The organism is Paenibacillus mucilaginosus 3016, assembly GCF_000250655.1.
GTDB lineage: Bacteria > Bacillota > Bacilli > Paenibacillales > NBRC-103111 > Paenibacillus_G > Paenibacillus_G mucilaginosus.
Window position 1 is genome coordinate 6,989,913 of the sequence record NC_016935.1, and the last position, 19,688, is coordinate 7,009,600.

The 19,688-nt window shown below is 56.0% G+C and carries 15 protein-coding genes and 1 pseudogene; 1 reads left to right on the forward strand and 15 read right to left on the reverse strand.

What is annotated here, in order from left to right:
- Positions 1-72: 72 nt before the first annotated feature.
- The 13 genes and pseudogenes from PM3016_RS28805 to nikA form a co-directional block, all read right to left on the reverse strand.
- Complete coding sequence (locus tag PM3016_RS28805) at positions 73-2,349, reverse strand: helix-turn-helix domain-containing protein (protein ID WP_014371872.1); 2,277 nt, start codon at positions 2,347-2,349, stop codon at positions 73-75.
- 107 nt (positions 2,350-2,456) lie between these two features.
- Positions 2,457-3,626, reverse strand: coding sequence for a mandelate racemase/muconate lactonizing enzyme family protein (locus tag PM3016_RS28810; protein WP_014371873.1), 1,170 nt, complete (start codon positions 3,624-3,626; stop codon positions 2,457-2,459).
- 22 nt (positions 3,627-3,648) lie between these two features.
- On the reverse strand, positions 3,649-3,987 hold the full coding sequence (locus tag PM3016_RS41495; protein ID WP_420798978.1) for a dihydrodipicolinate synthase family protein: 339 nt from the start codon (positions 3,985-3,987) through the stop codon (positions 3,649-3,651).
- Positions 3,876-4,523 (reverse strand): dihydrodipicolinate synthase family protein, encoded by a 648-nt coding sequence (locus PM3016_RS28815; RefSeq protein ID WP_420798951.1) that lies wholly within the window; start codon positions 4,521-4,523, stop codon positions 3,876-3,878. The genes PM3016_RS41495 and PM3016_RS28815 overlap by 112 nt, the downstream gene beginning before the upstream one ends.
- 62 nt (positions 4,524-4,585) lie before the next feature.
- Positions 4,586-6,043: an aldehyde dehydrogenase family protein gene (locus PM3016_RS28820; protein WP_014371874.1), complete on the reverse strand. Its 1,458-nt coding sequence runs from the start codon at positions 6,041-6,043 to the stop codon at positions 4,586-4,588.
- Positions 6,044-6,062: 19 nt separating this feature from the next.
- Complete coding sequence (locus PM3016_RS28825; protein WP_014371875.1) at positions 6,063-7,598, reverse strand: extracellular solute-binding protein; 1,536 nt, start codon at positions 7,596-7,598, stop codon at positions 6,063-6,065.
- Positions 7,599-7,651: 53 nt separating this feature from the next.
- Positions 7,652-8,533, reverse strand: coding sequence for a carbohydrate ABC transporter permease (locus tag PM3016_RS28830; RefSeq protein WP_013919964.1), 882 nt, complete (start codon positions 8,531-8,533; stop codon positions 7,652-7,654).
- A gap of 19 nt (positions 8,534-8,552) precedes the next feature.
- Positions 8,553-9,513 (reverse strand): annotated as a pseudogene (locus PM3016_RS28835) (ABC transporter permease).
- 377 nt (positions 9,514-9,890) lie between these two features.
- Complete coding sequence (nikE, locus tag PM3016_RS28840; protein ID WP_014371876.1) at positions 9,891-10,703, reverse strand: nickel import ATP-binding protein NikE; 813 nt, start codon at positions 10,701-10,703, stop codon at positions 9,891-9,893.
- 21 nt (positions 10,704-10,724) lie between these two features.
- Positions 10,725-11,558, reverse strand: coding sequence for a nickel import ATP-binding protein NikD (nikD, locus tag PM3016_RS28845; protein ID WP_014371877.1), 834 nt, complete (start codon positions 11,556-11,558; stop codon positions 10,725-10,727).
- A gap of 18 nt (positions 11,559-11,576) precedes the next feature.
- The gene (nikC, locus tag PM3016_RS28850) at positions 11,577-12,410 is read right to left on the reverse strand and encodes a nickel ABC transporter permease subunit NikC (protein WP_014371878.1); all 834 of its coding nucleotides are present in this window, start codon (positions 12,408-12,410) and stop codon (positions 11,577-11,579) included.
- Positions 12,407-13,351: a nickel ABC transporter permease subunit NikB gene (nikB, locus tag PM3016_RS28855; protein ID WP_014371879.1), complete on the reverse strand. Its 945-nt coding sequence runs from the start codon at positions 13,349-13,351 to the stop codon at positions 12,407-12,409. The genes nikC and nikB overlap by 4 nt, the downstream gene beginning before the upstream one ends.
- 17 nt (positions 13,352-13,368) lie before the next feature.
- Positions 13,369-15,003 (reverse strand): nickel ABC transporter substrate-binding protein, encoded by a 1,635-nt coding sequence (nikA, locus tag PM3016_RS28860; protein WP_014371880.1) that lies wholly within the window; start codon positions 15,001-15,003, stop codon positions 13,369-13,371.
- A gap of 248 nt (positions 15,004-15,251) precedes the next feature.
- On the opposite strand from nikA, the gene cntE reads away from it, so the two are divergent.
- Entirely contained in the window at positions 15,252-16,442 is a 1,191-nt protein-coding gene (gene cntE, locus PM3016_RS28865; protein WP_014371881.1) for a staphylopine family metallophore export MFS transporter CntE, read from the forward strand.
- Between the two features lie 294 nt (positions 16,443-16,736).
- Here cntE and PM3016_RS28870 read toward each other — a convergent pair whose 3' ends face one another.
- Together PM3016_RS28870 and PM3016_RS28875 are read right to left on the reverse strand one after the other, a co-directional pair.
- Positions 16,737-18,335 carry a xylulokinase gene (locus PM3016_RS28870; protein ID WP_014371882.1) on the reverse strand — a complete coding sequence of 533 codons (1,599 nt, stop codon included), beginning with the start codon at positions 18,333-18,335 and terminating at the stop codon, positions 16,737-16,739.
- 233 nt (positions 18,336-18,568) lie between these two features.
- The gene (locus tag PM3016_RS28875) at positions 18,569-19,558 is read right to left on the reverse strand and encodes a helveticin J family class III bacteriocin (protein WP_014371883.1); all 990 of its coding nucleotides are present in this window, start codon (positions 19,556-19,558) and stop codon (positions 18,569-18,571) included.
- Between the last annotated feature and the right edge of the window lie 130 nt (positions 19,559-19,688).

Sequence of the window (19,688 nt, forward strand, 5' to 3'; positions counted from 1 at the left end):
CCCTCTCCACCTGGATTGTCCTGCACGCTGCGGCGTTCATCCGGCTCTCCCCGTTCACCTCTGACCGCGCAGCTATCCGCTCGAGTGGCTGTCACGGTACTGACCCGGGGTCATGCCGGTCAGCTTTCGGAAGGTCCGGATAAAGCCCGTCGCATTCGTGTAATTCAGACGCCCTGCGATTTCGGTAATTTTCAGATCGGTGTTCTCCAGCCACGACTTGGCCATCTTCATCCGGTAATCCGTCAAATAATCGATAAACGTGACTCCGATCTCCTTCTTGAACACCCGGCTCAAATAAACAGGATGGTACTTGAGGCGTTCCGCGCATGTCTCCAGCGTAAGATCCCGGCCGTACTGCTCATGGATAAGCTGAACCATCTCATGGGCGATATTGATATATTGGCGGTCGACGCGCTCCCTCATATATTCCAGGATGGGCGGCAGGAATTCCTGCTTGAACCAGGCTGTCATTTCCGAGGCGGTATGCAGCTTGACGAACCGGTTCAGAATCGATTGGTTCCGGACGAGACTGTGCAGCGAGCCCTCCTGTTCGTTCACCAGACGGTACACGCGGTTGACCAGCTGCAGCATCACCATCTGAAAATCGTTGAAGCCGATCTCCTTCTCCATGATCGCTTCGACATACCGGTCATAATGCCCGGCTGTGGAGACGGAATCGCCGACCTTGAGCGCATGGATGACGTCGTCCTCGAAATGCTCCAGGGACACACAAGCGCTGCTTCGCTGCCCGGAGCCGAGCTTCATATCGTCATAATGGAGAATGATGTCGTTGCCGAGACTGATTCTCCGCTTCAAGGCCTCCAAGGCCTCCGTGTACGCATGGTTCGCGTCGGTATATCGGGTGAAGCTCCGGCTGATGCCGATGCTGACCTTCAATTGCAGCAGCTCGTACACCCTCGTTTTGATCCAGGCGGCCGTTTGATGCAAAAAGGCTTTGCATGCATCCGGGTCGTCGGAGTCGCTGATCAGGATCGAAATCTGGGACTGATCGAGCAGCACATTGCCCAGCAATCCTGAAGAGGGAATGAGCTCGCCCACCATGTTGTTGATCGCGAACAGCAGGAGCTCCTTATCGTTCTCCGTGAACCGGGTTTCATGAAGCGCATCAATTTGGAGGGTCAGCACCCCCATCGACCTGCCCTTGCCGGCAAATCCGTAGGTCTCGCTCTTGTAGGTAAATTCGCTTTCCGTGATCTGTCCCATGAGCAGCTTGAGCACAAAAAACTCCCTCATCTGCCCGCGCTGCCCCTGTAGCTGGGTCTGAAGCTGCTTTCGCGTGCGGAACAGCGAATTGAACCTGTCCTCGATATAGGCGAACTCATCCTGCTGCCGGGAGACCGCCGCCTCGCCGCCATACCGTTCCATCATCAGGAACAGACGGCGGAACGGGGAGTACATGCGCCTGGACCCGTAATAGGCGCCGGCCGCGATAATAACAAAGATGATGAGACAGGCGTTGAGGGTAATGACCGCAATTTTTTTGGACTCCTTCGTCATCGATTCAATCGAATTGACCGAGGCATATGTCCAGTGATTGTAAGGGGACACCCGGTAGTTCACCGCCATGCCGTCCGCCTCGAAATACCCGCCGGAGTTCGTAAGCGTTTTCAGATGAAGCAGAATGCTATCCGTCAGATCGACCGAGCCCGGGTTCGTCAGGAACGGCAGCCCTTCGCGGCTCACCACATACATGTTGCCCCACTGCTCGTTCGGCGTCATGTCGCTCTCCAGCTTCTGTTCATCCATGTCGATGATCAGAAGGGCCTTCGGCTCGCTTGAGGGCGCGATCATGGGCAGCTTGACGACCATCCGGACCGTCTCCCGTGCGGGCGCTTCCTCTTCGGTGCTGCCGCCCCTCTTCTTCCCGGTGCCGCCGGCCAGCCAGAACAAGTTCTTCGGATTGCTGCTGTACTCGCTCAGCAGATCCGGCTCCAAATAATCGCGAACCTTCGTAAAGCCCAGATTGCTGATCATCCAGTCATGCTCCAGGTTCACCAGGTGCGTATCCGCCACACCCGACAGCGAGTGCAGGTTGTACAGACCCTTGGCCAGATCCGTTATCGTGACAAAATCGTCAGGCGTCAAATCATCGTACAGATGATCGGTAACCAGAGAGGAGCTTACATATTGGACGGCTCCCATTTCCACATGTTTCAACACCTGCTCGATTCTCATCTGATTCTGAAGCAGCATGTGCGTGTTGCCTTCGTTCACCTTCTGCTCGGTATCCTTGGAGGCGATATAGTAGGAGATCATCCCGATGGAAACGACCGGCGCTGCCACTAACAACAGAGTGAAAACAAGTAATCGATACAAGTATCTGGGCAATGGAACCCTCCTCCCCCTCTCACTTCATGCGGAGCATCGATAAAAGAAACCGGAAGGAGCGGAAAAACGGCTCCCCCGGCTATCATTATATCAAAAAGTTCGGAAGATTACGCCTTCGTTTGGGCCGTACGGTCCTGAAGCTGGTGCACCGAAATATTCCCCCAGCTCAGATCGTCCACCCGGTACTTCCCGATCCGCTCCCAGTCCAATTCCACGCCCAATCCCGGCTGATCGCGGCCCGGCACAAGAAGGTAACCGTCCTGATATTGAACCGGATGCTTCACGATGTCACCGACATATAATTCCGGTCCGGTCGGGTCCGACGTGTAGTTGAGGTTGACAAGCGCGCTTCCGAGATGCGCCATGGAAGCCGTTCCGACCGACAGCTCCTGCGTCGTTCCGATCAGGCACGACTTCCCTGCGACCTCCGCGGCTGCGGCCGCCTTCCTCGCGCTGGTCAAGCCTCCGATGAAGATCGGAGAAATGTTGAAGATGTCGACGGAGTCCTGACGGATCATTTCGAACTGCTGCCGGAAGCTCCACACATGCTCGCTGACCGGATGATCCGCCTTCAAACGGAAATGGCGGAGCCCTTCGAAGTCGTTCTGGACAGCCGGACTTTCGATCAGCTGAAAGTCGTACTGGCGGAACCGCTTGGCGGCCTGCAGCGCGAGCTTCCATTCGAGCAGATGGCTGAAATCGAGCGACTTGATCGTGACTCTGCTGCCGAACTCCGTCCGCACCCGGTCCATGAACGCCTCGTCCGCATCCAGATTTTTGCCGACATAGAGCCGGAACGTATCGAAGCCCTGCGCCAGCCGGCGGCGGACGACAGCCACATTCTCCTCGACCTCTTCCATGAAGCGGTGACGGAAGATCGGGAAGCAGACCTTGATCTTCTCCCGGATTCTGCCGCCCAGCAGCTCGGAAACCGAGATGCCGAGCGCCTTGGCGCACAGGTCATGAAGCGCCGTATCGATCCCGTTCCGGATAAAATTGCCCTTCTCGTAATAAAACATAGCCTCAGGGTAATAGCTCCCCAGCACTTTGTTGCTCAGCGAAATATCAAACGGGTTGGTTCCCAGCAGGGCTGATTTCAGTACGGTAAGCAGATCGTGAATATCGAGCGAGTAATACGGCAGATGGGAAAAATCGGACATCTCCCCGATCCCGGTCAATCCGTTATCGGCGTCGATTTCGACGATCACGTGCTTGCTCACGAATCCGGTATGTCGCGGCATGCCGACTACCGTCAGCCTGATGTCTGTTATTTTCATTGAACAGCCTCCTCTTGTTTCTTCAGCAGTCCCCATGCGCCAGCAGCGCGGTGACTTCCTTCTTATCCGATTCGTTCAGCGGATCGACAGGCTCGCGCGTGACCCCCGCCCGCAGCCCCAGCTGCTCCATCGCTTCTTTGACGATCACGACATTGTTCCCGGCGTTGTATTTGGCACGCAGGTTCTCGAAGGGCAGGATGTCCTCCCACAGCCGCCACACGGCCGTCCAATCGTCCTCCCGCAGCGCCTTCAGCATGGCATGGGACTTGCCCGGAACGACATTGACAAGGCCCGAGGTGAAGCCCTTGGCTCCGGCACGGAAGAAATACGGCGCCCACTTTCCGCTGTGCCGCAGATCCAGGCGATCCCGTACTCCTCCGGGATGCGCCGAACCGTATGCGTGAAGCGGGGCAGATCGTTAATCGCATACTTCACGCCGACACACTCAGGCAGCGCGGCTAAGGTCAGCAGAATATCGTCGGAGACCGCAGCATCCTTCAAATACAGCGTGGAGGGGATATCGAGGCTCTCCATCACCTTCCGGAAGTAAGAGACCGCCCCCTCCTTCGTAATATAAGGATGAATGGGCTGATGGATCATGACGCAGTCGGCCCCCGCCCGCTGGGCATGCCGCCCGAGCTCAACCGCGGTGTCCGCCGAGTAACCGATGCCGGCCATGACGATCGCCCGCTTGTTCACCTGCGCGACCACCCGCTCCGTGACTTCCTTCGCTTCCTCCAGCGTCAGCGCATAGAATTCGCCGGTATTGCCGCACGTCACAATCACCTCGGAGCCGCTTGCAATCAACGCTTCGATGTTGGCCTCCAGGCCCTTCCAGTCGATCTCACGGGTTTCTTCGTCGAACGGAGTGATATGAATGGCCGAAATGGTTTCCAACCTTTTACTGAACTCCCCATAGCTCATTCCCGATTCCGCCTTTCTTAAGCGCTCAATTTGAATTAAGGTGTCACTGCTACGGTCTTGACCTGCGTAAAGAATTCAATGGCCGCCCGGCCTTGCTCCCGGGAATAGGAGCTGGACAGCTTCATGCCGCCGAACGGCGCCTGCGGCTCCACACCCGCCGTCTCTCCGTTGATCTTGATCAAGCCCGCTTCGATCGCGTTCACGAAACGGTGGATGCTCTTCTGGCTCTGTGTGAAAAGAGCCGCGGCCAGGCCGTACCGGACATGGTTGGCAAGCTCGATCGCATGCTCCAGATCGTCCGCTTCCAGAATGACGAGCACCGGGCCGAAGATTTCTTCCTGTGCGAGCAGGCTGTTCGGGTCCACCCCATCCAATATCGTCGGCTCGATATAATAGCCCTTCCCGAAGCCGCCTTCCGTTCTCGCTCTGCCTCCGGCAAGCAGCCTCGCCCCTTCCCGGATGCCCTGCTCCACCATGCCCAGGATGCTGTCATACTGCCGCTTCGAGACCACCGGACCGAGATAGCAATCGCCCTCCCGCGGATCGGACAGCTTGATGCGCTGGGCACGTTCGACAAGCAGGGCCGTCAGCTCCGCCTTGACCGATTTCTCCACGATCACGCGGCTGGTCGCCGTGCATTTCTGGCCGGCCGAGCGCATGGCCGCGCTGATGATCGTGTCCGCCGCCCTGCCGAGATCGGCATCGGCCAGCACGACGCTTGCGTTCTTCCCGCCCATCTCCAGCTGGTACTTGGCGTGGCGGGCCGAAGCCGCCTGCGCGACGGTCCTGCCTACCGCGTCCGAACCGGTGAAGGAGATGCCGGTAATCCCCGGATGCTCCAGCATGCGCTGCCCGACGACGGAGCCCGAGCCGCTCACCAGCTGCACGATCCCGCGGGGCAGCCCGCTTGCTTCGAGCAGCTGCATGAGATAGGACGCGGTGATGGTGGCATGCTCCGCCGGCTTCCAGACGACGGTGTTGCCGAAGATCAGCGCCGGGGCCATCTTCCAGACCGGGATGGCGGCCGGGAAGTTCCACGGCGTAATCAGACCGACGACTCCGAGCGGAACGCGGGTCGTATACAGATGGGACACGCCGTCGGTTGCCGGCAGCACTTCGCCCACGCTGCGAAGCCCTTCACCCGCATAGTAGCGCAGCAGCACGACTGCACGGTTGACCTCGCCCCTGGCTTCGCCGATCGGCTTCCCCATCTCCAGGGTCAGCAGATCCGCGAGCTCCTGCGCATGCTCTTCGATCTTTTGCGCGGCCTTGAACAGATAGGCTCCCCTCTCGCCCCCCGACAGGCCGGCCCATCCGGGAAGCGCGAGCCCCGCGGCCTGAACCGCAAGGTCGACATCCGCCGCGGTCAGCTGCAGGCTGCGTCCCACCAGTATAGAGCTGTCCAGCGGGCTGTAATGCTCCTTAAGCGGCCGGCCCTCCGGGTCGATCCAGCCCCCGTCCACATAAGCGGTTCGTTCGATCACCGTTGTCATTTTGTCCTTCCTCCATTTCCTATTTTTTCTGCTTTGCGTACTCTGCCGTGAATTCTTCAATGACCTTGTCTCCGCCCATCTTTCTCCATGCCTCGATCTCCGCCTGGAAGCCGGCCTCGTCGAGCTTGCCCATAATGAATTTGGTTTGGGCGTCGCGAATGTGCGTATCCAGCTCGGAGCCGTTCTCCACGTAGGTCTTCGAATTCAGCGTGAGGGCCACATTCGGAACGACGTTCTTGAGATTGTCGGAGATGACCTTCCAGCCTTTCTCCTGCAGGGCGTCCAGCTTCAGAGGAAGTCCTTTGCCCGTTACCTCGAACGACGGCAGGCTGTCGCGGAACGGCTTGACCTCCAGGTTAAAGAGGTTCAGATCGAGGAATTCGGCTTTCCCGTCGTCCGTCTTCTTGAAGTGCTTGCCTTCGAGGCCCCGGGTAAGCAGCGTGGACATCTCCGGCTCCAGCAGCTTGTCGAAGAACGCCAGCAGGCGCTTCAGCTCCTCCTCCGATTTCACGCTGGACTTAGGGAAGACGAAGAACCCGTTATTGCCCGGCTCGGCCGGTACCCGATTGCCGCCTGGGCCGGCGAACGGAACCACATCCACTACCGCATCCGGAACGGCCTTCTTCAGGTTATTGGCCGAGGTAGCCGCGGCAGAGGCCACGGTATTCACCCGGATGGCCACCTTCCCGGCATTCCACTTGTTGTCGGCATCCGCCGCCTGGACGACGGAGAAGTCCTGGTTGATCAGCTTCTCTGCATACAGCCGCCTCAGCAGCTTCAGCGAGTCCTGGTAGGGCGCCGTCATGAACTCCGGGATGACTTTGCCGTCCACAAGCCCCCATTTGTTCGGAGCTCCCTGGGCGACGGCCAGCCGGGTCAGGAACGCGCTGCTCGCAACCGGGTCATTATAGGATTTGTCGAGGAACATCCCGTACGTGTCGGCTTGGCCGTTCTTGTCGGGATCCTTCTCCGCGACGGTCTTCATCATCTGATACCAATCGTCGATCGTCACCGGAGCCTTCAGCCCCAGCGCATCGAACCAGTCCTTGCGGTGCGTTATGCCGGCCCTGCCGATATCCCGGTACAGCGGGAGCCCGTAGAGCTTCCCGTCGACCTTGATGTTGTCGTAATGCATCGGATTTGGCTCGGCCAGATTCTTGTAATCCTTCAGATACGGACCGATCTCCCAGAACAGACCGGATTGGATGGCGCTGAGCGTGGTCGCATTGAAGGTCAGCTTGAACGCTTTGGGCATATCGCCGGAGGCGATCATGACGTTCTTTTTGTCCTCGAAGGCCGCGGTCGGAATCCATTGAATCTCCAGCCGGGAGTTCGTGTACTGCTCGATGGCCCGTTCGATTTCACTATCCGCTTTGGGGGCCTCGCCGACCTGCGGCGTCCCGATGGTAATCTCAAGCGGTCCATCACCTGCTCCCCCCTTGGCCCCGTTGGCCGAATCCTTGGCGGCCGTCTGATCGCTGCTGCACCCGGCAAGTGATCCTGCGGTCAGCACCATGGAAAGCAGCAAAGCTGCACCCTGACGTTTTCTCTTCATTCCGAAACCCTCCTTTTGCATCTGTTTGTATCTGGTTGAACCGGGACGGCCCGCTATCCCTTGACCGATCCCAGCATAACGCCTTTCGCAAAGTGCTTCTGAAGAAACGGGTAGACGAGCAGGATCGGCACCGTCGCAATGACGATCGAAGCCATACGGATCGTCTGCGGCAAATAATCCTCCGGGTCCTGCTGCGTGGTGGAATCCCCGATCTGGTCCTGCGAGAGCAGCACAATCTGCCGGAGAACAATCTGGACCGGAAACTTCACGGAATCGTTAATGTACATAACGGCGTTGAAGTAGGTGTTCCAGTGGCCCACCGCATAGAACAGGCCGAAGGTCGCCATAGCCGGCAGGGATAAGGGCAGCACGATGCGGAACAGAATCCCCAGATCGCTGCAGCCGTCGATTCTGGCCGCGTCCTCCAGCCCGTCGGGAATCTGCTGGAAGAAGTTCTTCAGTACGATCAGATTAAAGGCGCTGATCGCCGTAGGGATCATCAGCGACCAATACGTATTGATCATGCCGAACGCTTTGACGACAAAATAGGTCGGGATCATCCCCCCGCTGAACAGCATCGTGATCAGGACCAGAAGCAGGATCGTCCGCCTGCCCTTCAGTGTGCTGCGTGCCAGAGGATACGCCGTGATGGAGGTGAAGAACAGATTGATCGCGGTTCCGAACACGGTGATATAGACCGAAACCAGGATGGCTCTCATCATCGTATCCGTCGAGAAAATATACTGATAGGCCGCAAAGGTGAATTCCTTCGGGAACAGCAGCAGCCCTCCCTTAACCACCTCCGCCGGGGAGGTAAACGATACGGCAAGAATGTACAGGAATGGAATCACGGTAATCAGCGAAAAGAGCAGCAGCAGGGAAGCATTGGCCGCATTGAACAGCTTGCTGCCGACCGTCCGGTTCTCAATGGACACTTCATTCTCCCTCCTCGTGTTAATAGACGCCTTCTTCTCCGAATTTCTTGGCCAGCCAATTGGCGCCAAGCACCAGGACCAGTCCGACCGCCGATTTGAACAGGCCCACCGCCGCACTGTAGCTGTACTGCGCCTGGGTTAACCCTTTCAGGTAAACATAGGTGTCGAACACTTCCCCGACTTCCCTGTTGACGGAATTGAGCATGAGGAAGATATGCTCGAAGCCCGTGTCCAGGAAGCTGCCCAGACGCAGAATGAACAGGATGACGATCGTGCTGCGGATCGCGGGCAGCGTAACGTGCCAGAGCTGCCGCCAGCGGCCGGCTCCATCGATGCGTGCCGCCTCATAGAGCTGCAGGTCCACGCCGGACAAAGCCGCCAGGAAAATAATCGTCCCCCCATCCGGCCTCCTTCCAGATGGATTGGGAGATGATCATCGTCCGGAACCATTCCTCGCTGAGCAGGAAAGGAATCTTCTCAAAGCCGAGCCGGGCGATGATATCGTTAATAATGCCCCCTTCCGTCGTAAGAAGCACATAGAAAATGCCGACGGCCACCACCCACGAAACGAAATGCGGCAGATACAGCATCGTCTGGACCCACCGCTTGAACGTCTCCCGGCGAACCTCATTTAACATCAGGGCCAGAATGATGGGCAGCGGAAAGAAGAACACCAGGTTATACATCGCAAGAACAAACGTATTTCGGAACAGCATCCAGAATTGCGGCTCGGTGAAGAACCGTTCAAAGTGCTTCAACCCTACCCATGGACTCTCCAAAAATCCGATATGCGGCTTGTAGTCCTGGAAAGCGATGGCCAATCCGAACATGGGCACGTACTTGAATAGTAGAAAGTACAAGACGCCCGGGACAAGAAGCATGTACAGCCATTTGTCCCTGAGGATCTGTCGTCCCGCCGGAAACCGTCTAGGCTTGACTGCTGAAACTGCTGCCAGCTGAACTTCATATTGCCGTTTCATCCCTTTCCCTCCTGTTGATGTGGATTGCACTCAAGACAGCGCTTACAACTCCGATCATAAGAGACCGCGGTCTGACAGGCAATAGTACTGCCGCAACCAATCCCTTCCGAAGCCTGATACCACGGGCTTTTTTCCACCCGGATCATCATCTTTTGCACAGGCATCGTACTCGTTTAACCCGCTTCGGCACCGTATCGGCAGACGATCAGAACGGGGGTTCTGCAAAAATGCACAAAAAAACAAGGGCGGCTGCCGCGGCAGTCCGCTCCTTGCTGGGAATCCGATTCTTATTCACATGCCATCCAAAGAAGGAGTTTTCCTTCAATGGGACTTTTTTGCTCCCATGCGAAAAGCCGCTGCTTAGGAAGGGTCTTCCGCTAAGACAACCGCTCTCTGGAACGGTAACGCGGATGCTCTGAAAGCATAGACCCCAGCAAGCTTCTCACCGCGGGGTGAGGCGACAGCAGAAACTGCTCTTTACGCTCGCAGTACTCGGCCACCTGGCCCTTCTCCATCACCGCCAGTGCATCGGCAATCGTATAAGCCGCTTTGATATCATGGGTAATGAACAGATAAGACAGCCCAAACGCGGACCTCAGGTCGCTCAGCAAACGCAGAATATTCGTCTGATGGACCATATCCAGGGAGCTGACCGCCTCGTCCAGCACGATCATCTTCGGCTTCAAGGCGATCGCCCTTGCGATATTGATTCGCTGCAGCTGGCCTCCGCTGAATTGATGAGGATACTTCCCCCCATCCTTGGCGCTTAATCCGACACGCTCCAGCAGCTCTCCGACGGCCCGTTTTTGCTCCTGGGGCGACAAGGATTCATAATTGCCGAGCGGCTCACCGATGATTTGCTCGGCCGTCATCCTGGGGTTCACCGAGGAGTAACAATCCTGGAACACCACCTGGAGATCCCGGCGCAGCTGCCTGCGTATTTTGGAATCCACCGCATACAGATCGTGTCCCTGAAAGAGAACCTGGCCCTGCTTCGGCTTCTCCAACCCGAGAATGACCCGGCCCAGCGTACTCTTGCCGGCCCCGCTCGCTCCCAGAAGCCCGAGACATGTCCCTTCTTCGATCCGAAGCGATACGCCCGACAGTATATTCGTGTCCCGCTTGGAACGTCTGAACAAAGAGGAAGAGGCGTACGCATGCGTTACCTCGTTCACTTGAAGCAGTGTCAATCTACTCACCTCGATTCGGGGTCAGGACCAGATACAATGGGCCATCTCCGGACTGATTTGGAGCATGGGCCTTGCAGCCAGCAGGGTTTGGGTATACGCATGCTTCGGGTGATCGAACAGCTCGAACACATCCGCCTGCTCCACAATACGGCCCTGCTGCATGACCGCAACATCATCGGCCATCTCAGCGATGACCCCCAGATCATGAGAGATCAGGAGGATCGCTGTCCCATGGTCCTGCCTTACCCTGTCGAGCAGCCGCAATACCTGAAGCTGATTCGTCACGTCCAGTGCGGTAGTCGGCTCATCCGCAATAATGACCGATGGGTTCAGGCATACGCTCAGGGCGATCATCACACGCTGCAGCATGCCTCCGCTCAATTCGAACGGGTACTTCCGCAGAAGCTCGGAAGAATGAGGCAGATTGACGTCCGACATCGCACTGCAGGCCAACTCCGCCGCCTGCTTTTTACTGAGGCTGGTATGGGTGCGAATCGTTTCAATGAATTGGGTGCCTATGGGATAGACGGGCGAGAAGGCGTTCATCGGATTCTGCATAATGAGCGCCACCTCTTTCCCTCTGATCCGGCGCATGTCCTCTTCTTTGCGTCCGTTCAGCTCGCGGCCGTTCAAGCGAATGCTGCCTTCCACCTCGGATGCTTTTCGCTCCAGCATCTGCATGAGAGCTAACGACGTGACGGTTTTGCCGCTGCCGCTTTCTCCCACAAGACCAAGGACACGCCCCGGTTTCAGTTCAAAATCTATGGAATGTACAAGCGGCAGCTTCCCCTGCTCCGTCTTGACCGTTACCTTCAGATCCTTCACCTGCAGTACAGGGCTTGTTTGTTCTGCCACTACGCTCAGTCCTTCTTTTTAGAAACGTCGTTTTACGCCATACCGCTCTGACAAAGCCTCTCCAAGCAGATTGAACGTCGCTACAACAACAACGATCAGCAGGCCCGGATAGAGCATCAGCTGCGGATGATTGCGTATGAATGATTTCCCTTCGTTCACCATGGCGCCCCACTCCGGCGTCGGAGGCTGAATGCCCAGGCCCAGGAAGGACATGGCGGAGATATCCATGATCGCCCATCCCATCTCCAATGTGCCGATGACCAGAATCGGAGGCAGGATATTGGGAATCATATGCCTTCGGATGATCTGCCACTGCGAGGAACCGCTGACCCGTGCCGCCGTAATGAAGTTCCGGTCCTTGAGACCGACCACCAGATTACGGAACATGCGCGCATAATACACCCACTGCACCATCATCAAAGCAATCACCAATTGAAACAAGCCCGGACCCAGGATGCCGACCAGACCCAATACCAGGATCAGACTCGGAAACGCCATGACCCCTTCGCAGAACCGCATCAATACGGCATCCAGCCAACCGCCCCGGTACCCGGCCGCGGTTCCCACCAATAATCCGAGCCCCAGGGAACAGATGAATATCAAGGAAGCAAAGCCTAACGAAACACGCGAGCCATACAGGAGTCTCGACAGATTGCACCGGCCCAGCTGATCCGTCCCCAGCGGGTAGTCCCATGAGGGACTCTGCAGCTTGACCGCCAAATTCACATGAACCGGATCGTGGGGTGCAATCCATGGGGCGAATACACTCACGAGAAAGAAAAACACGATAATGATGGAGCATACGGCGACAGCCTTCTGACTTTTGAACCCTCTGCGTAATCCGCCAATCACTGGTCAGCCCTGCCTTTCCGTGAGATCCGGGGATCCATGTACAATTGGAGCAGATCCACAATGAGGTTGCATCCCACCACAATGCAGACGGACAGCAGCACGTAGCATTGGATCACCGGAATATCGCGGTTCACAATCGATTGAACGAAGTAGCGCCCGAACCCGGGCCAAGAGAATACCTGCTCTACGATGATAGCTCCCGTCAATAATTTCCCCATGTTCATGCCCAGTGCCGTGATCATAGGCAGGATGGCAATCCTCAGCACATATTTCAGCATGATCACTCTCTCTTTGATCCCTCTCGTTCGGGCATACCGCACGTAGGCTTCCTGCAGCTCCTCCAGCACCGTCGTCCGGAGCAGGCGCGTATAGATGGCGATGAGCCACAGCGCCAGCGTGACCGACGGCAGCACGAGGTGCTGCCAAGTCCCTCTGCCTTCTACGGGGAGCCAGTCGAGCTTAACCGAGAAGAAATAAACCAATAAGTACCCAAGCCAAAAAATCGGAATACAGGCGCCGATATACGAAAGCACCCTGCTCGAATAATCGACCGCACCGTTTTTAAAAATCGCGGATAAAAAGCCGATCGGCACACTGACGAGGATCGCTAGAAGAATACTGCACAGGGCAAGCTGAATCGTGGCCGGGAACTTCAGCACCACTTCCTGCCATACGGGCTCATTCGTAATATAAGATGTGCCGAAATCGAGCCGGCACATCTTCATCACGGATTGAGCATATTGAACAAGAAGGGGCTGATCCAGGCCGAATTCATGCCTCTTGGCAGCAAGCACCTCATCGTCGGGATGAATGTGGGCCGCGGCGAGATAGGCTTCGGCCGGGTCCACGGGTCCCACTTTGATCATGACAAACATAAGAAACGAGGCAAACAGCACAATGGGAACAATGGAAAGAATTCGTTTGCCGATATAGATGGCCATGTCCTGCCTCCTGCCCGTTACTCCTTCGTGTCGATTCCGTAGAACGGATGCTCGTCACGATTCGACGGGAACTGAACGGTGCTCACGTCTTTCTGGTAAACAGCGAGCTTCTTGATATAAGAGATCGGAAGGATCGATGACTGCTCCTGCAGTGTCGTGAGCACGGAACTGAACAACGCGGTACGCGCCTTTTCATCCGTTGTGGTCATGCCTTCCTTGATTTTCTGGTCAATCTCCGCTTTCATAGGCAGGGCCTGCAGCGGATCGGAAAGTCCGAAGCCCTTCTGCACCACTCCCGTCATGAAGGAATGCGGGTCATACGGAGCCCCGAAGTTGGAGTAGAAATTCATATCGAATTCATTCGCTTTTCTGCGCTGAATGTATACCGTTAATTCGACGCCGGTGATGTTCAGCTTGACGCCGATCGCAGCCCATTCGGCCTGCAGCGTTTCGGCCATGGCTTTTTGCGTTAAGTCGGCCTTGTCGTAAAGCAATTCCAGCTCGAGCGCTTTCCCGTCTTTTTCACGAACCGTTTTTCCGGCGGACAGCTTCCAGCCCGCTTCTTCCAGCAGCGCTTTCGCCTGCTCCACATTGTACTCCACCGGCTTGACGTCGATGTTGGCATAAGGCAGGTTCTTCGGCAGGATATTGTCGGCCTTCTCTTCCATCCCCAGCGTTACGCCTTCCACCATGGCCTGCTTATTGAAGCCTTGATGAAGCGCCTGGCGAACCCGCAGATCCGCAAGCTTCTCGTTCATCGTGTTGAGCACCAGGTTGCGGGTGCCTACCGGCTCGGACAGCTTGGCCTCATATTTTCCTGTCTGCTCCAGCTGCTTGTAGGCGTCGAAGCTGATCACCCCTTCACCGAAGATCAGATCCAGATCCCCCTTCTCGAAGGCCAGCACACGGGTTTCCGCATCCGGAACCACTTTCACGACAACCTTATCGACCTTCGGCTTCTCTCCCCAATAGTTCGGATTGGGGATAAACGTCGCAGACTCATCCTTCTTGTATTCACCGAGCATCCAAGGCCCGGTTCCGATCGGGTTCTTCACGCCCTTGGAGGTGTCGCCATCGTCAGGAAAGCCCGATTCCGCAAGAAACCGGACGGGACGCACGACAGCCAGATCGTGCAGGGTCGGATAATACGCCTCTTTGAGCGTCATCTTGAACGTAGCGTCATCGACCGCTTCCGTCTTCTCGAGCACGCTGATGACGCCCAGCCAGGTATGTAACTTCATATTTTTCAACACCGCATCAAAGTTCTTCTTGACGGTGGCGGCCGTAAAGGCGGTGCCGTCCGAGAATTTGACATTGCTGCGGAGCTTGAATGTGTATTCCTTGCCATCCGGCGAAAGCGTCCAGGATTCGGCCAGATGGGGGACAATCTTCCCATCCTTATACGCAACCAGCGGCTCGTAGATCATCGATTGGGCAAACAGCTGGGAAGGGTTATACAGATGCGGATTCATCGGCCCGATATCCCTTGGCCACGCCATCGTTACCGTTTCTTCCTTATTCCCCGTGGCAGCGGTCTCGGCGGTCGCTCCGGCATTCTCGGTCTTCGGTGTAGAACAGCCTGCGACTGCGGCCGATAAGGCCAGAAGCAAAGACATGCTGAGCAGCAGACTCTTTCTCTTGGTTGCAAACATTGACAAGTGACCCCTCTCTGTAGTGATAATGATTATCACTGATAGAAGATATCATACGTCATCTTATTAAAAATTGTCAATGTAATAAACTTCCGATTGCTAAAATCGTTACAGCTTATCGATCTCTTCATCATGGGGGTAAGCCATGGAAAAATCGGACAAGAAGCCCCCTCTCTGTTTTCGTTGTCCTCCCATCCATCCTCATGCTATATTTCATGAATACTCTTACCGAGAAAGGAGAAGAAGTAGTGGCTGTTCAAGGTCCATTCTCACCCGGACAAATCAAGCTGTACCTGCTCGCCGTCTTATTCTTCTCGGCCAACGCGATTCTGACGGTCATTCTCCCCCTGCAAAGCGATGCCCAAGGAATGGAGCAGGGTGAAATCGGCCTGATGATGGGCGCTTATATGCTGACTTGTATGCTTTTCCGCCCCTGGGCCGGGCAGTGGCTCAGCCGGTACGGAGCGCTTGCGGTCATGCGCATCCTCCTGCTCGTTCACGCCGTCTGCCTGGTCCTGTTCGCCGTCACCGGCACCGACAGCTATCTATGGCTTCGCGCCCTGCAAGGGGCCGTTACCGCCTTCTTCTCCATGATCATGCAGCTGTCGATGGTCACGATGCTCTCTGCCGCGGACCGCGCCCAGGGCATGTCGCTCTATACGCTGTCCACCATGATCCCCCAGCTGTTTGGGCCCATGGCGGCCTTATTCCTATGGGAGACGGGAGAGCCTTCCCTGTACCTTGGGGTCATGATCGCTTTGAGCGTCACGACCTGGCTGACCGGCTTCCTGGCCCCGCTGCCCGCCGCCCCTTTGGGGGAGGGGTCTTATACCTTCCGGGAGATGCTCCGGTCGACAGCCCAGCTGTGGCACAACCGGATCCTGCTCGTCTGCTCCGTCGTGATGCTGCTCGCTTCCTGCATCTTCGGCGCCGTGTCCACTTTCCTGCCGCTGTATATGGAGAAGACCGGCACGGGGCATGCGGGCTATTATCTCATGCTGCAGGGCCTCGTCGTGGTGGTCTGCCGCTTCGTCCTGCGTAAGCACATCCCATCGGACGGGAGCTGGCATACCGGACTCATCGCGGGGCTCCTGCTGTCCGCGGCCGCCGGTTCCCAGCTCCTGTCCCTGATGGAGTCGCTTGGCGCCCTCGTGTATGTCTCGGCCGTATGCAACGGACTGGCAGTAGCCTTCCTGTATCCCACATTGGTCACTTATCTGTCCTTTGTGCTGCCTTCCCGCAGCCGAGCTGTCCTGCTGGGCCTGTTCATTTCATCCTATGATCTGGGCTTCTCTTCCGGGGGACTCTTCATGGGGATGCTCGCCCAAAGGATCAGCTACTCCGGCATGTTCACCTTTTGCGCGTGGCTGGGGTTATCCGCCTTCCTCGTCGTGCTTATGAACAAGAAGCGAATGAGCACATCGAAGGCGGAATCGTGAGGGATTAGTAAGAAAACGCCTGACGGCGTCCTTTAAGATCTCTGCGTGCTATCCCATACCGTGGTGCATGGGAGGGGATGGGTATGGGGTTCCAACCGCTCATGAAGTCGTGTCCCATTTGAATTTCTTAGTGGTAAGGACACGCCTTCAAAGGCGGCCCGTAAACTCTCCACCCCATACCCATTCCCTCTCTCATCTGCTCTCTACTTCCCCTGAAATTTTATAAGTACCAAACAACAAAGAGCTGACTGCCGCGGCAGTCAGCTCTTTGTCCTGTAGGGATCGTTCACTTCATTATTTCAGATATTCTACGGCCGCCCGTTCGATAGCAAGCCCGCTCTTGTAACGCCCCATGAATACTTCAAAGCCTTCGACATCCTTCGGATCAGGGGAGATGGTTTCGCCGGCCTCTCCTGCGAAGACTTTCTGGCTCAGGTACGCTTCCAGCGTTTCATTCTCCGACTTGTTGATCATATAGGAGGCCAGCAGGGCAATACCCCAGGCTCCGCCCTCACCGGCCGTCTCCATCACGGAAACCGGTGTATTGAGCGCCGCAGCCATAATGCGCTGTCCTACGCCCTTCGTCTTGAACAAGCCGCCGTGGCCCAGGATTTCATCGAGCTGGACATTCTCTTCCTTCAGAAGAATGTCCATGCCGATCTTCAGTGCGCCAAGAGCGGTAAACAAGTGGACGCGCATGAAATTGGCCAGGTTGAAGTTGCTGTCGGAGGAACGCACGAACAGCGGACGCCCTTCTTCGAAATGGGTCATATGCTCACCGGAGAGATACCCGTATGCCAGCAGGCCCCCGCAATCCGGATCTCCCTGAAGGGCAAGGTTATACAGCGTGCCGTACAGCTTGTTCATATCCGTGTTCAGACCCATGGCCTTACCGAATTCTTCGAACAAACCCACCCATGCGTTCAGGTCGGAAGAGCAGTTGTTGGAGTGAGCCATGGCTACCAGGTTACCGGTAGGGGTCGTCACGAGGTCGATCTCTCCATAGGCTTTGGACAATTCCTTCTCCAGCACCACCATGGCGAATACGGAGGTCCCGGCGGATACGTTCCCTGTGCGCTTCGCTACACTGTTGGTTGCGACCATTCCGGTCCCTGCATCGCCTTCCGGCGGACACAGCGGAATGCCGGCCTGCAGTTCGCCGGTCACGTCCAGCAGCTTGACTCCTTCTTCCGTAAGCACGCCGGCGCTCGCACCTGCTGTCAGCACCTGAGGCAGGATGTCCTCCAGCTTCCATGGAAGATTACGGGAAGCAATCAGCTCGTTGAACTGATTTACCATGGCAGCGTTATAGTCCTTGGTAGCGATATCAATCGGGAAGACCCCGGATGCTTCTCCGACGCCCAGCACCTTTTGTCCCGTCAGTTTCCAATGGATGTACCCGGCCAGTGTGGTCTGGAAGCCGATCTCAGCCACATGCTCTTCCCCATTCAAGATCGCCTGATACAGGTGAGCAATGCTCCAGCGCTGCGGGATGTGGTAGTTGAACAGTTCCGTCAGCGTCTCGGAAGCGGGGCCGGTGATATTGTTTCTCCAGGTGCGGAAAGGAACCAGAAGCTCTCCCGCTTGGTTGAACGCCATATAGCCGTGCATCATGCCGCTGAAACCGATCGCTCCGATCTTCTGCAGGGTGACGCCATACTGCTGCTTCACGTCGGCAGCCATCTTCTGGTAGCTGTCCTGTATGCCCTTCCAAATTTCCTCCGTGCTGTAAGTCCAGATGCCGTTCACATAGCTGTTCTCCCAGTCGTGGCTGCCCGATGCGATGGCGGTATGATCTTCACCAATAAGAACCGCTTTAATCCGAGTGGAACCAAGCTCAATACCAAGTACTGTTTTGCCGCTCTCGATGGCATGTTTCACATCAAAACTCATGAATGCTCCCCCATCACACAATTTAAATTAATGGTTTTCATTACGGTAAATTAATTCATATAAAGATAAATAAATTATACACTTACTATACCATAGAATAAAAGACTGGAGATTTAAAAATATTCTATCCCACTATACAAAATTTCGATAGCGGCGTTGGACCCTCCGCATAAAAAAAGGCCGCGGTATTTACGCGGCCATTCATCGCAATCCTTTGATGCCCCGGCGGTGATTTAAAAAATGCTGTCGGGAACGTAATAAATTTTCTGCGTATTCTGTTTGTTCACCGGGTCTGTAACGATAGTAAAATAAACGTTCCCGTCTTTCGTCTGTACCCCCTCGATTTCATGGGTTCCCACATTCGTAATTCTCACGAGCGTTTTGTACACTCCTGTATTCGTCATCATAGCAATCTGCGGGGTCTCGCCTTCCGCGCCGCCCGACGTATAAAGCTCCGTATTCCCGAGCAGATCCAGCCCTTGGAACGAGCCGTTCGGTCTGACGATCCCGCTGCCCGACTGCGTAAAGCTGCCCACGGATGCGCTGACCGCCGCCGCACTGTCCATACGCACCTGTTCATTGCTGTCCAGGAGCTTGTTCAATGCCGCCGTGTCATACATGGACCAGGTGACCGTTCCTTCCGCGGTTTGGACGCGAAACAGAGTGTGGGTACTGTTGCCGCCGCCGTCCACACGGTAGGTTTCGCCCAGTCTTGTACCGGTCGTGTTGGCGTAATTCATGTAAGTGAACCGGTGAAGATCCGTATAATCGACGGTCACGCCGGGAGCGTATTGAAGCCTTGCTACCTGGAGCGACCAGTAATAGCTGGTCGAAGCATCCGCTTTGGAACTGAAATAAAAGTAATTGATGCCATTGTACGTATACATATCGAGGGTCTGGCAGTGGCCGGTATTCGTAATGGTCATTTCATCCACGTAGGTTGCGTCGTTTCCACTAATGAGCAGTCTGGAAAGATAGCACGTTCCCTGAGACCGCTGAGTGACGTAAACATACTTCGAAGCGATATAAGCTTTCTGGACAGCCACGTTGTGCTTGAGTCCCTTGAGATTGTAGGCAAGTGTCGCTGAAGCGTTGACCGTTTTCTCCGGAGCTGCCGCTTGCGCCGGCATACCGGACATTCCAAATAGAAGCAGCGTGAGTAGAGCGCAGATAAGAACTTTTAGCTGCTTGGGGTTCAGACTCCACGATGGAATATGAAACATTACGATTCCTCCCTTGTTTGGCCGTATCAGGTTTAATCGGCATGCCGTAAAATCCGCATGTTCTGGAACAGATCCCACATCCTTCCATTTGATTCTGTTCCCATGTTATCGTTTCCCCGCCCGAAGCGTC

Bases quoted from the DNA above. Each gene is read 5' to 3' on its own strand.
- PM3016_RS28810 (WP_014371873.1), bottom strand. From the start codon at position 3,626: ATGAAAATAACAGACATCAGGCTGACGGTAGTCGGCATGCCGCGACAT.
- PM3016_RS28820 (WP_014371874.1), bottom strand. From the start codon at position 6,043: ATGACAACGGTGATCGAACGAACCGCTTATGTGGACGGGGGCTGGATC.
- PM3016_RS28825 (WP_014371875.1), bottom strand. From the start codon at position 7,598: ATGAAGAGAAAACGTCAGGGTGCAGCTTTGCTGCTTTCCATGGTGCTG.
- nikB (WP_014371879.1), bottom strand. From the start codon at position 13,351: ATGGCCATCTATATCGGCAAACGAATTCTTTCCATTGTTCCCATTGTG.
- nikA (WP_014371880.1), bottom strand. From the start codon at position 15,003: ATGTTTGCAACCAAGAGAAAGAGTCTGCTGCTCAGCATGTCTTTGCTT.
- PM3016_RS28870 (WP_014371882.1), bottom strand. From the start codon at position 18,335: ATGAGTTTTGATGTGAAACATGCCATCGAGAGCGGCAAAACAGTACTT.
- PM3016_RS28875 (WP_014371883.1), bottom strand. From the start codon at position 19,558: ATGTTTCATATTCCATCGTGGAGTCTGAACCCCAAGCAGCTAAAAGTT.